Origin of the sequence: Candidatus Poriferisocius sp., from assembly GCF_965219775.1 — a bacterium.
Taxonomy (GTDB): Bacteria; Actinomycetota; Acidimicrobiia; order Acidimicrobiales; family Bin134; genus Poriferisocius.
Window position 1 is genome coordinate 107,891 of record NZ_OZ244793.1, and the last position, 11,913, is coordinate 119,803.

Annotated in this window: 11 protein-coding genes; 9 read left to right on the forward strand and 2 right to left on the reverse strand. The window is 65.3% G+C overall.

The window, feature by feature from the left end; all coding sequences use genetic code 11:
* Nucleotides 1-47 precede the first annotated feature (47 nt).
* From ACOQPQ_RS00535 to ACOQPQ_RS00555, 5 genes are all read left to right on the forward strand, one after another.
* On the forward strand, nucleotides 48-1,172 hold the full coding sequence (locus ACOQPQ_RS00535; protein WP_420637500.1) for an NAD(P)H-dependent glycerol-3-phosphate dehydrogenase: 1,125 nt from the start codon (nucleotides 48-50) through the stop codon (nucleotides 1,170-1,172).
* Entirely contained in the window at nucleotides 1,169-2,524 is a 1,356-nt protein-coding gene (locus tag ACOQPQ_RS00540) for a hypothetical protein (RefSeq protein ID WP_420637501.1), read from the forward strand. The genes ACOQPQ_RS00535 and ACOQPQ_RS00540 overlap by 4 nt, the downstream gene beginning before the upstream one ends.
* Nucleotides 2,525-2,645: 121 nt before the next feature.
* Entirely contained in the window at nucleotides 2,646-3,320 is a 675-nt protein-coding gene (locus ACOQPQ_RS00545) for a ribonuclease HII (RefSeq protein ID WP_420637502.1), read from the forward strand.
* A 42-nt stretch (nucleotides 3,321-3,362) separates the two neighbouring features.
* Nucleotides 3,363-3,683: a hypothetical protein gene (locus tag ACOQPQ_RS00550; RefSeq protein WP_420637503.1), complete on the forward strand. Its 321-nt coding sequence runs from the start codon at nucleotides 3,363-3,365 to the stop codon at nucleotides 3,681-3,683.
* A 3-nt stretch (nucleotides 3,684-3,686) separates the two neighbouring features.
* Nucleotides 3,687-4,895 carry a hypothetical protein gene (locus ACOQPQ_RS00555; protein ID WP_420637504.1) on the forward strand — a complete coding sequence of 403 codons (1,209 nt, stop codon included), beginning with the start codon at nucleotides 3,687-3,689 and terminating at the stop codon, nucleotides 4,893-4,895.
* Between the two features lie 45 nt (nucleotides 4,896-4,940).
* On the opposite strand, the gene ACOQPQ_RS00560 is transcribed toward ACOQPQ_RS00555, so the two are convergent.
* Nucleotides 4,941-6,638 carry an N-acyl-D-amino-acid deacylase family protein gene (locus ACOQPQ_RS00560; protein ID WP_420637505.1) on the reverse strand — a complete coding sequence of 566 codons (1,698 nt, stop codon included), beginning with the start codon at nucleotides 6,636-6,638 and terminating at the stop codon, nucleotides 4,941-4,943.
* A 155-nt stretch (nucleotides 6,639-6,793) separates the two neighbouring features.
* A complete protein-coding gene (locus ACOQPQ_RS00565; RefSeq protein ID WP_420637506.1) occupies nucleotides 6,794-7,351 on the reverse strand; it encodes a transposase in 558 nt (185 codons plus the stop codon).
* A gap of 237 nt (nucleotides 7,352-7,588) precedes the next feature.
* Here ACOQPQ_RS00565 and ACOQPQ_RS00570 point away from each other — a divergent pair, with 237 nt between their 5' ends.
* From ACOQPQ_RS00570 to pheS, 4 genes are all read left to right on the forward strand, one after another.
* Nucleotides 7,589-8,653: a DNA cytosine methyltransferase gene (locus ACOQPQ_RS00570; protein ID WP_420637507.1), complete on the forward strand. Its 1,065-nt coding sequence runs from the start codon at nucleotides 7,589-7,591 to the stop codon at nucleotides 8,651-8,653.
* Entirely contained in the window at nucleotides 8,650-10,665 is a 2,016-nt protein-coding gene (locus tag ACOQPQ_RS00575) for an ATP-binding protein (protein WP_420637508.1), read from the forward strand. The genes ACOQPQ_RS00570 and ACOQPQ_RS00575 overlap by 4 nt, the downstream gene beginning before the upstream one ends.
* A gap of 225 nt (nucleotides 10,666-10,890) precedes the next feature.
* Nucleotides 10,891-11,214 carry a hypothetical protein gene (locus ACOQPQ_RS00580; protein WP_420637509.1) on the forward strand — a complete coding sequence of 108 codons (324 nt, stop codon included), beginning with the start codon at nucleotides 10,891-10,893 and terminating at the stop codon, nucleotides 11,212-11,214.
* On the forward strand, nucleotides 11,163-11,885 hold the full coding sequence (gene pheS, locus ACOQPQ_RS00585) for a phenylalanine--tRNA ligase subunit alpha (RefSeq protein ID WP_420637510.1): 723 nt from the start codon (nucleotides 11,163-11,165) through the stop codon (nucleotides 11,883-11,885). The genes ACOQPQ_RS00580 and pheS overlap by 52 nt, the downstream gene beginning before the upstream one ends.
* The last annotated feature ends 28 nt before the right edge of the window (nucleotides 11,886-11,913 follow it).

The following is an 11,913-nucleotide window of genomic DNA, read 5'->3' on the forward strand; positions in this document are numbered from 1 at the left end:
CCGCGGGAGTCTACGGCCACCGGTGGGTGCGTCTACGGTACGAACCTATGTCGAACCGAGTGGTGGTGGTCGGCGGGGGCTCGTGGGGTACTACCGTGGCCCATCTGGCCGCCCACAACGAGCCCACCGTGTTGTGGTGCCGAGACGGCGCCATCGCCGCGTCGGTGAACCAGGATCACGTGAATCCCCGCTACCTGGACGGCTTCGAGTTGCATCCGGAGTTGCGGGCCACCACCGATCTGGAAGGGTCCGTGGCCGAGGCCGAGGTGGTGGTGATGGGGGTGCCGTCGTCGGTGTTCCGACCGGTGATGGAGCAGGTGGCCCCCCACCTGCGCCCCTGGGTGCCGGTGGTGAGCCTCACCAAGGGCCTGGAGCGGGGTACCCGTCTGCGCATGACCGAGATCGTCAACCGGGTGGCCCCGGCCCACCCGGCGGGCGCCCTCACCGGCCCGAACCTGGCCAAGGAGATCCTGGCCGGCCACGCCGCCACCTCGGTCATCGCCATGGCCGACCACACCGTGGCCACCGCTCTGCAGGCGGTGCTGTCCACCGACCGCTTCCGCGTCTACACCAACGACGACGTAGTGGGTTGTGAGCTGGGCGGCACCCTGAAGAACGTGATCGCCCTGGCCTCGGGCATGGTGGACGGCCTGGAGGCGGGCGACAACACCCGAGCGGCGGTCATCACCCGGGGGCTGGCCGAAATGGGGCGCTTGGGTATGGCCATGGGGGGCCGGGCCGACACGTTCGCCGGGCTGGCGGGGATGGGCGACTTGTTGGCCACCTGCATGAGCCCCCAGAGCCGCAACCGCCACGTGGGCGAGCAGCTCGGCCGGGGCCGCAAGGCCAAGGAGGTGCTGGCCGGTCTGGACCAGGTGGCCGAAGGGGTGTTCACCGCCGGCGTGGTGGTGGAGTTGGCCGCCGAGCACGGGGTGGAGATGCCCATCAGCGCCGAGGTGTACGCCGTGATCAAGGGCACCCGGACCGCCGCCGAGGCGTCCATGGTGTTGATGGGCCGTCAATCCCGACCCGAGCCCGAAGCCGACCCGGCCCACCGGTCCCGGTTGGCCCGGGCCTGGCGGTTGGTGGTTCCCGATCGGGGGTCACCGGCTGATCGCTCGGGGTCACGGTTGGCCCGGTTGTGGCGAAGGATCACGCGTCCGTCGAGATGAACCGGCCTCTCGACGTGCTGGGCGCCCCCGGGTGGGGCGAGGTGGATGCCCGCGGGTTGGTGCGACCGGGCACGGGGGCATGGACGCTGGACTGGTGGATCCGGGCGTCGGATCGATGGCACCGGGCGTCCCAGGAGGCGGCGGTGCGCCGACAGGACGCAGCCGGTGGCGGCGCGGTGGTGGAGACCCGCATGAAGGTGCCCGACGGCGACGCCGTGCAGCGGGTGTGGGCGGTGGCCGTCGGTGGGGGACCGGCCGCCGCCGTGGTGGAGGTGGGCAACGAGGCCGCCACTGCCTTTGCCGCCGCGCTGGTGTTGGACGCGCCGGGGGCGGTGGTTTCCGTCGGACGGGGCGGGGTGACCGTCGGCCGCCGGCCGGTGTTGGCCTGGGATCGGCCCCCGGCCATGGTCGCCGTCGGCCCCGACGCGCCCGACACGGTGCTCAGCGTCGAGACGGTGTCGAGCACGGGCGCATCCGGGTGGGAGGGCGAGGGTCGGGACCGGGCCGCGTTGGTGTGGGCGGTGCCCCACACCGCCCGGTTGGCGGTGAGTGCGGCGTTGGGTGCGGGCGCGGTCCCCGCCCCGGCGGACCTGCCCGATGCCGACGCAGTGGAGCGGGGCTGGCGGGCCCACTTGGATCGGGGGGCTCGGATCGAGGTGCCCGACGAGGGTTTGGCCCGCCGCGTCGACGGCAATCGACGCCGCTGGCTGGGCCGAACCGGTCGCACGGAAGTGCTCGACGTGGCCGAACTCGCCGAGTTGGCCGTACGCCTCGACCACCACGGCTATCACGACGACGCCGAGGTGGCGCTCGATGAGGTGGCCGCCCGGTTGACCACCGAGGCACCCGTCGAACGGCTGCTGGCGTTTGCGGTCCACCACGAATTGACCGGCGACACCGCCGCGGCCGCCCGCCACACCGAAGCGGTGGCCGAAGCCCTGGGGGCCGCCATCCGGATCGGGGCACCCGTGCCGGTGGAGGCGATTGAGCGTCTGTTGGTGGCCGCCGGCCAGGATCGGGCCGCCGCGGACCTGCGCCGTCTCGACCTCCCTCGGGCCGAACCCCCGGCGCAGGGGCTGCGAGCGGAGCTGGTGGCCGACGACGGCGACCACCTGAAGCTGGTCCCGGGCTTTCGACCGGGATGGCGAGGCGGACCCCTGGCGGTGTACGGCCTGCCCACCCGGTTCGGGCCGTTGTCCTACGCGGTGCGCTGGCACGGGGCCCGTCCGGCCCTGCTGTGGGAATTGGAGGCCCGCCCCAGCCTCGCACCGGTGGCCATTTCCGCCCCGGCCCTGGACGAGGACTGGTCCAGCCACCACACCACCGGAGAAGCGCTGCTGGCCCCATCGTGATCGCCACCGGAGAAGCGCTGCTGGCCGCACCATGATCGCTACCGGAGAAGCGCCTTTGGCCGCACCGTGATGGCTACCGGAGAAGCGCCTTTGGCCGCACCGTGATGGCTACGGTACGTCCATGAGGGCCGCGGGGAAGTCGGCTGCCCCCACCCTGGCCGAGGAGCGTCGCCTGTGGGCCGAGGGTCACCGGGTGGTGGTGGGCATGGACGAGGTGGGCCGGGGCGCGTGGGCCGGGCCCCTCACTCTGGTGGCGGCGGTACTGCCCCAGGATCGGCGGGTCTACGGGGTGCGCGACTCCAAGATGCTGTCCGAGGCCGAGCGGGAGGGGCTCTACGACCGGATTGCCGAGTGGTGTGTGGCCTGGGCGGTGGGCCACGCCACCAACGAGGAGTGCGATGCGCTGGGCATGTCGCAGGCGCAGCGCTTGGCGGCCCGACGGGCCCTGGACGGTCTCGGCGTGGAGGCCGACGCCGTGCTGGTGGACGGACGCTGGGACTTCGTGGGCAACGGCAAGTCCCGAGCCCTGGTGAAGGGCGACGCCACCTGCCTGTCCATCGCCGCCGCGTCCGTCTTGGCCAAGGTCACCCGGGACCGCCTCATGCGGGCGGCGGCCGTCGACCACCCCGATTACGCCTTCGACAGCAACAAGGGCTACCTCTGTCCCCGCCACCGGGCGGCCCTGGTTGCTCGGGGCCCCACTCCGCTGCATCGCCGCTCCTGGGCGTTCATGGACAACCTTGGGTGGAGCCATCTCCGGGTTGCGCCGGGGCCACAGGTATCTCTGCGGTTCTGATTGCCGGTGCGGTGACCCCCAGGCGGTACCATCGCACTTCGTATGGGACAACCGGTGACCGTGGTCGAGCGGGCGACGAGCCGTCCGGGGGTGATCCGCTTTGAGATCAACCGCAGCATCACCGGCACCGGCCACGAGCACTATGTCGCCGACAAGGACGTCTACGGGGATCGGCCGGTGGACGAGTTGGCTCGCCGCTTGTTCGACCGGGGCGGTATCGACGCCGTCCACGTGAACAGCAACATCATCACCGTGGACTTGGCCAAGGGCGGCACCCGTGACGGCCTCGACGACCTGATCGCCAACCTGTTCATCTACTACGGACCCGGCGTCGAGGTGCCCACCATCCCCACCGAGGACTGAGCGGTGGCGGAGGCCGCGACCTCCCGCCGAGAGGCCACCGATCGCTGGTTCATCCGCCGCGGCGTGCCCTACGTGATCCACGAGTATCGGGCCACCACCGATGTGTTCACCCGAGCGGCGCCCTTTCTGGCCATCGTGTTCTTGGCGGAACTCTTCACCCCGTTCAATGACCGGTTCAGCGGTTGGGCGCAGGTGGGAGCGTTGGCCGCCGGGGTGGGCATCATGCTGGGAGGCGCCGGGGTGATCAATCTGCTGCTCGGGCGGCGGTTTTGGCAGGTGCCCGAACGGGTGGGGACCGTGGAGTTGGTGGTCTTCACCCTGCTGCCGGCGGTGCTGCCGCTGTTGTTCGCGCAGGACAGTAGGTGGATCGAAGCGGTTCTGCTGGTCGTGTTCAATCTGGTGGTATTGGGCGCCACCTACGTGGTGGTCAGCTTCGGGCTGTTGCCCATGGTGCGGTGGGGCGGCACGTATTCCGTCCACCAAATCGCCCTCATCGGGCGGCTGATGGGCCGCATCCTGCCGCTGCTGTTGCTGTTCAGCGCCTTCTTGTTCCTGAACGCCGAAGTGTGGCAGGTGGCCCACGACTTCACCTGGCCCTTCTACGCGCTTGTGGTGGGGGTGATCGGCCTGATCAGCCTGGTGTCGGTGGTGGTGCGCATCCCCTCCGAGCTGGTGGGCTTGGCCCGTTTCGAGAGTTGGGATCAGGTGTGCGAGTTGGTCAACGCCGGCGATTCACCGCTGGCCCCGGCGGCACCGCCCACCGGCGTGGCCGTGTCGCAGGTACCGGCACTCGGCCGGCTGGACAAGGTCAATTTCGGGTTGCTCATGTTCGTGGCCCAGGCCGTTCGGGTTCTGCTGGTCGGCCTGTTCATCGGTTTGTTCTACGTGGCGTTCGGCCTGCTCACCGTGCGAGAGGCGACGATCGTGGCCTGGGTGGTCGCCGACTCGCTCGACCCGATCGCCCGATTCGGGCTGTTCGGCGCCGATCTGGTGTTCACCTGGGAGTTGTTGGCGGTGGCAGGTTTCATCGCTGTGCTGTCGTCGCTGCAGTTCGCCGTGTCCACCGTCACCGACACGGCCTACCGGGAGCACTTCTACGACGACATGACCCGTGAGGCCCGTGAGGTGCTGGCCTCGCGTGCTCTCTACCTGGCCGAACTCAGCCAGGCCGCCCAAGCGGCGGAGGCGGAACCTGAAGCAGGAGTCGCGTGACGAAGATGGAGACGGGCAGTCCTGCCGCCTTTGGTCGGGGAGGAGCTAGGCCGCCGCCGCGTTGCGGAGGAAGCGGCCCGGTCGGGTGGCGGTGGATTGGCCGTCGGCCCAGGTGGGCACCCCGTTGACCACCGTGGCCCGGTAGCCCGCCGGCCGACGGCTGTAGCGCCAGCTCCCGGTGGGCAGGTCCCGAACCTGCACCTCGTCGCCGAGGTCGATCTCGTTGAGCGCGAACACGGCCAGATCGGCGGCCATGCCCTCGGCGATGGTCCCCCGCCGGGGAATGCCGAAGAAGCCCGCCTGCTTGCCGGTCACCGAGTGCACCGCCTCCTCCACGGTGAGCAGACCCCGCTCGCGGACCATCTCGGTGAGGAAGTAGGTGGCGTCGCCCGCCCCCACGAACATCTGGATGTGGGCCCCGGCGTCCGACGCCCCGTTCACCGTCAGCGGTGAGCGGGCCAGCTCGGCGATGGCCTCGATGTCCACCGGCTGGGGCTGGGTCCGCAGATGGGCCCCCATGGTGTTGTCCAGCAGCCAGTCGGCCACCGCGTCCGACAGGTGCACCCCCCGGGCCTCGGCCAGCTCGGCAATGGAGCGCCCGGCCCATTCGGCGTTGCGGGGCTCGTCGGAGGCCAACAGGATCATGTGGGGGCGGTTGATGGGGGCAAGGGTGTAGGTGCAGGCGTCCCAGTCGTGGCGGGCCCGTTCCCGCCAGGCCTCGTCGCCGAGCATGGCCAGCTTGGCCTCGTCGCTGTCCACGTTGCACAGCTCGTGCCACGCCTCCACCCCGCTCCACATGATGGAGCGCTCGAAGTGCAGGTTCACGTAGCCGGGCCGGGCCGAGTACAGGGTGGCGACCTGGGCGCCCTCCCCGTTGAGCCGCTCCACCAACTCCAAGGAGACGGCCCGCTCCTTGGAACGGTTCTCCTGGGCGAAGAAGCCGCCCCAGTTGGCCCGGATGCCCCGGTCCCCGCACAGCCCGGCCATGCGCTCCATGTCGCCGGGGAAGTGCTCGAACTCGAACGCCCGGGGCACGAACTGGAAGGTGGTGCCAGGATTGGCGGCCACCACGTCGAGCAGGTCGCCCCACTCGTGGTCGTCGGCCATGCGGCTGGGCACCAGGCGGTTGTGGCGGTCCAGGTCCATGAGCGAGGTCGACAGGCCGAACGCCCCGGCGGCCAGACCCTCGTCGAGCACCCTGGCCATCTCGGCCCGCTCGGCCTGGGTGGCGGCCCGCTCCCAGGCCTCGGCTCCCATCACCCACATGCGCAGGGTCTGGTGGGGGAAGAAGGCGGCCACGTTCACGGCGGTGGGGTGCTCATCGGAGGCGGCCTGGTACTCGGGCCACGTCTCCCATGTCCAGGGGATGCCCATCTCGAAGGCATCGGTGGGCAGATCCTCGATGAAGCACATCAGCTCGATGAACTGCTCCCGGTCGGCCTCCCGCAGCGGGGCCAGGCCAAGCCCGCAGTTGGCCAGCACCACGCTGGTGGTGCCGTGCGACGGCATGGGGTCGATGTGGGGATCCCACCACAGCGATCCGTCGTAGTGGGTGTGGGGCTCGATGAACCCCGGGGTCACCAGGGCGCCCCCGGCGTCGACCTCCGGCTCGCCGTCGGGCGCCAACCCGGCCCCCACCTCGGCGATCACCCCCGAGCGCACCCGCACATCAGCCTCGAACGCAGGGGCCCCGGTGCCATCCACCACCGTCCCCCCCCGAACCAACAAATCTCCCATTGCCATCCCGTGACTGTACAACGAGGGTGCGACAGTCGGTCGCATCCTGCCCACGTCGGTATCAGATGCAAGCGATGGCAAAATCACATCCAAGGGGCGTCACGGCGTGGCTACCGTCTTGGGCATCGCGTAGGAGTCCTTGCCGACAGGAGGATCTTGTCTCACACGGCACCGGTCATCAGCCAGGGAAGCACTCCTGGGGTACGACCCACCCCGAATCCACAAGACGTCGAAGCATCAGGAATGGAAAGGCCTTGCCGTTGGCTTGGCCGTGACAAGGAGATCATCACAATCGTGGGCGACATCGAATCCCCCATCCATTTCACCTGGCGTCCCGACGACCACGAACACCAAGATTGAACTCTTTGGCCGGGAGCGGTCCTTGTCGGTGAGGCTTTCGGTCCGTCTGAGCAGGGCAAGGCCAGAAGTGAACACCTGCGGGTCGAAGACGGGTCCGGGCCCTCGGGGCGGTAGAGTTGGACGTCGCGGCACACCTCGGTGAGGCCGGTGGAGGACCACTTGATGGCGTGGAACCGGTCCAGCACGTGGCGGGCGTGTCCAAGGTGCGCGGCGATGGCTGCCCGGTAGGAAGGGGGATCCGTCGGTGAGGACGACGTTGACCGGCTTGCACCACTCATGGCCCTGGGAGGCCTAAGACCCTGCCTATCCCGCGGTGCAGCGGTGCTCGACCATGGCCCGGGTGCGTCCGGTGTCCCCATGGACGAACACGGTCACATGCCGTTGGCACTGACCTCTGCCTCGACCCCGTCCGAGTCGTCATCATTGAAGACCGCCCCTACACCATGCCCCGCAAGCTCCACCAATGGCACTCAGCCCAAAACACTTACACTCAACTCTGTCGCAACCACCACGAGAGTCCGCCGATCCTCCCAGGCACTTCTGCCGTAGCCATCGAAGGACCGTAAGCGTCAGTGGCACCGTATAGCGTTGGGGCTGTGAACCACTCGACCCATAGGCAGGTTGCCGCCATTGACCTCTTTTGCGGGGCCGGTGGGCTGTCGTGCGGCCTCGTGACCGCCGGCGTGGATGTCGTCGCGGGGATCGACATAGACCCTGCCTGTGGCTACCCCTTCGAGTCGAACATTCCCGGTGCTGTGTTCTTGGAGCGCGATGTGCGCTCCCTGGGAGCCGAGGAACTGGAGGACTTGTGGCCCCAGGGTTCGATTCGGGCACTCGCTGGGTGTGCTCCGTGTCAGCCATTTTCGCCCTACCGCAGGGGTACAAGACGCCTCAACGACGAGAGGTGGCCACTGCTCCGAGAGTTCACCCGCCTTGTGCGCGAGACCAGGCCGGAGCTTGTGACGACGGAGAACGTCCCGCCGCTCGCCGGTACGGCGGTGTTCCACGAGTTTGTGGCGGCGCTGCAGGACCTTGGCTACTCGATCGACAGCCGAAATCGCAGTTGCTTGGACTACGGGCTCCCTCAGAGCCGCCGCAGACTGGTCCTGGTCGCCTCCCTAATCGGAGAAATTGCAATGTCTGACGGGCCCCTCGCAGGGCTCCCCCCGAACACTGTGGGGTGCACGATCAGCGTCCTACCGCCTATCAGCGCTGGCAGCGCAGACGAAGATGATCCTCTGCACTGCAGCCGGAACCTGGCACCCATCAACCTGCGGAGGATTCGAGCCTCCGTGCCCGGCGGCACATGGTTGGACTGGCCCGAAGAGCTGAGATCACCCTGCCATCGCAAATCCAGCGGAGCATCGTTCAAGAACGTGTATGCCCGCATGGAGTGGGACAAGCCGTCACCTACCCTCACCACGCACTTCCACAACTTCGGTACGGGACGGTTCGGCCACCCGGAGCAGGACCGAGCGATCTCGGTGCGTGAAGCGGCCATGCTGCAGGGCTTCCCACGTGACTATCGGTTCGTGGAGCCTGGCCAGAAAGTTCACTTCGCGACGCTTGGCCGGCTCATCGGTAACGCCGTTCCCCCTCCGTTGGGTCAAGCCATTGGCGAGTCCATGGTTGCCCAAGCCAAGGCCGGTGGGCGCGGATGACCGAAGAGAACGCCTACGAGATGACAGTTGGCCTATCTGTTCTGGAATCGCTGGGCATCAATCTCTACAGCAACGCCGCTGCCGTTCTCTCCGAGTTGGTGGCGAACGCGTATGATGCGGACGCTACTCTCGTTGATATCAACTGGTGGCAAGAGTCTGCCAGAGAGGAAGAACGCGGCACAGTCACTATTATTGACGACGGCTGCGGGATGACCAAGAAGGAACTAAATGAGAGGTTCCTAGCCGTCGGTTACCAGAAACGGGCTGTCGAGGGTGGCATCTCTAGCATATGGAATCGTCCTTTCATGGGCCGAAAGGGAATTGGTAAACTCTCAATCTTCTCAGTTGCCGAAAAGGTGACAGTATATTCGACAAAGGATGGGGAGAGCAATGGTTTTACTATTGATGTAAGGGAGCTTCAAGCAATGATAAAGGAGGGGAAACCATACCACCCAATAGAGGCCGAAGTCCCAGATGACTGTCGCAAACAGGGCACGATAATCCTATTGGATGAGCTAAAGCATAAGCGTGCTGACATTACAGCCAATGCCCTTAGGAAACGAATTGCCAGACGCTTTGATATATTCGACGGAACTCCTCGAGAGAAGGGAGGCTTCAAGATCAACATAAATGGCGAGGAAGTGACATGGAAGGATCGCAAAGAACTAGAAAACTTAGAGTTCATATGGGAATTTGGAAGGGAGACTATCCCGGCAGAAGAACTCAAGGATGATGTAGTCCGTCTTGGTCCCTTGGAGAATAGGGTAAAGGAAGATGAGGATTGGTTCGTCAGTGGGTGGATAGGTACAGCCCAAACTCCTTCTGATCTCACTAAAGATAGGGAAGCTGGTTCCCTGAAGAATATCATCATTTTGGCCCGCAGGCGACCTATACAAGAGGGTATTATCGATAAGCTTGATTTTTCCCGAATCTTCGGGAATTATGTCACTGGACAAATCCAGGCAGATTTTTTGGACCTTGACGACAAAGAAGACATTGCCACAAGCGATCGTCAACGTCTCATTGAAGATGATCCCAGAGTTGTTGCCCTTCAGGAGTTTCTGCGTGGCGCCTTCCTCATTGCAGCAGATCAATGGACTAACCTCCGCCCAGAGAGGAAGGCCAAGGATGCCCTCGATGATTTTCCACGACTGAGGGTGTGGGTTGAAGGCCGTCGAGATTGGCAGAAAGAAGCTGCTCTCAAGATGATTGGTACTATCTCAGCCCTTCCAATGGAGGAAAAGAACGAAAGGGTAAATCGCGCAGAGCTACTCCGATCTGGTGTTCTTGCATTCGAGCGAATAGCTCTGCGTGAGACGAGCGAACAGCTTGAAAAACTGTCACGCGTGGAAGCCGATGATCTGCTCCAGCTTCTCGGAGCACAAGATGACTATGAGGTTGCGCTTTGGGGTGATATTTTACATTCTCGCATTGAGGCCATAAAACAGTTCGAAAACCTAACGGAAAGTGACCAAAAGGAGCGTGTGCTCCAGGAGCACCTCTTTGAGCATCTTTGGCTTCTCGACCCTTCTTGGGAGAGGGCAACTGGGAGCGAGCGAATGGAAGAGAGCCTACACAAGATTGACCCTGAATACTTCCCACGAGATCGCGATGGAAAGAAGATCCAGGGACGTTTGGATCTTAGATATGCAACTACTGCGGGTGTACACATCATTGCAGAGCTAAAGAAGTATTCCACCCAGTCAAGGATCGATGAGTTAGTTGCGCAAGGCCAGAGGTACTACGCTGCGCTTCAGAATGTCCTTGAACGGAAAGGGTTGAAGGAACAAGGCATCAATGTAATCTTTGTGCTCGGCAAGAAGCCTAGAGTGACGAACCGGGGCAAATTTGCTTCAGATGATGAAGCTATTGCTCACGCTTTGGAACCGGTCTCGGGCCGCTACGTGCTCTATGATGAATTGATCGAAAATGCTGTGAATCAATATGAAGAGTACTTCAATGCCAGCGAGAAGGTTCGGGTACTTGATGAACTGTTGAATTCTCTTGTCTGAAGCGTACGGAAACTCCACGCAGCCGGTCGCGTGACAACCACAATGGTTGGCCACCCATCTCAAGAAGGAGCCTGTGGTCATCTCGGTTACCTCACACTTGCATTTGGGGGGAACGTTGATGGGGTGCGGGGCTCGCAGGTGAATTGCTGGGGCGGTTTCTCGGGGTGGGGTGTGTGCGTCCATAATGCGGGTTCTTCGATGCCGAGGTTGCCATAGTGGAGATTGATGGCTGAGCCGAGAGAATTGGTGGATGAGGCTGCTCGGGGGGTGGCGGGTGCGTCCACGCTGGAGGAGTTGAGCGCGGTGCGTACGGCGGTGAGCGGGAAGCGCTCGCCGTTGGTGGAGGCTCGGCGGGCGCTGGGGGCCATGGCGCCCGAGGCCCGTCGGGAGGCGGGGCAGGCCCTGAACGAGGCCAAGGCGGCCATCGACGCCCTGCTCGACGCCCGGGAGCCGAGTTGGCCGCCGCCGCCCGTTCTGAACAATTGGCCGCCGAACGGTTGGACCTCACCGAGATCACCGAACCGCCCACCCACGGCCATCTCCATGTGATCACCCAGACCTGGCAGGAACTGGAGGACGTGTTCGTGGGCATGGGCTACCGGGTGGCCGAGGGCCCCGAGATCGAGAGCGAGTGGTACAACTTCGGCGCCCTGAACTTTCCCGCCGGGCACCCGGCCCGGGACATGTACGACACGCTTTACGTGGACTACGGCGAGCCCGGAAGCACCCTGCTTCGCACCCACACCTCGCCGGTGCAGGCCCGGGTGATGGAGACCCAAGCACCCCCCATCTACGTGGTGGCACCGGGCCGCTGCTTCCGCCAGGACACCGCCGATGCCACCCACATGCCGGTGTTCCACCAGATCGAGGGCCTGGTGGTTGACCGCCACATCACCTTGGGCGATTTGGCCGGCACCATCGAGGCCTTCACCTCGGCCTACTTCGGGCCCGGCTTCACCTCCCGGCTGCGGCCCTCCTACTTCCCGTTCACCGAACCGTCGGCCGAGTTCGACATCCGCCGCCCCGACGGCACCTGGCTGGAGCTGGGCGGCTGCGGCATGGTCCATCCCAACGTGTTCGAGGCCTGCGGCATCGACCCCGAGCAGTGGCAGGGCTTCGCCTTCGGCTTCGGCATCGACCGCCTGGCCCTCATTCGCTTCGGCATCGACGACCTGCGGGAATTGTGGACCAACGACGTCCGCTTCCTGGAGCAGTTCTGATGGCGGGGGAGCGACACGACCCCGAGGG

What these genes read in the sequence shown, in the direction of transcription:
- ACOQPQ_RS00535 (WP_420637500.1), top strand. Translation starts at nt 48, where the DNA reads ATGTCGAACCGAGTGGTGGTGGTCGGCGGGGGCTCGTGGGGTACTACC.
- ACOQPQ_RS00540 (WP_420637501.1), top strand. Translation starts at nt 1,169, where the DNA reads ATGAACCGGCCTCTCGACGTGCTGGGCGCCCCCGGGTGGGGCGAGGTG.
- ACOQPQ_RS00545 (WP_420637502.1), top strand. Translation starts at nt 2,646, where the DNA reads ATGAGGGCCGCGGGGAAGTCGGCTGCCCCCACCCTGGCCGAGGAGCGT.
- ACOQPQ_RS00550 (WP_420637503.1), top strand. Translation starts at nt 3,363, where the DNA reads ATGGGACAACCGGTGACCGTGGTCGAGCGGGCGACGAGCCGTCCGGGG.
- ACOQPQ_RS00560 (WP_420637505.1), bottom strand. Translation starts at nt 6,638, where the DNA reads ATGGCAATGGGAGATTTGTTGGTTCGGGGGGGGACGGTGGTGGATGGC.
- ACOQPQ_RS00565 (WP_420637506.1), bottom strand. Translation starts at nt 7,351, where the DNA reads ATGGGGACACCGGACGCACCCGGGCCATGGTCGAGCACCGCTGCACCG.
- ACOQPQ_RS00575 (WP_420637508.1), top strand. Translation starts at nt 8,650, where the DNA reads ATGACCGAAGAGAACGCCTACGAGATGACAGTTGGCCTATCTGTTCTG.
- ACOQPQ_RS00580 (WP_420637509.1), top strand. Translation starts at nt 10,891, where the DNA reads ATGGCTGAGCCGAGAGAATTGGTGGATGAGGCTGCTCGGGGGGTGGCG.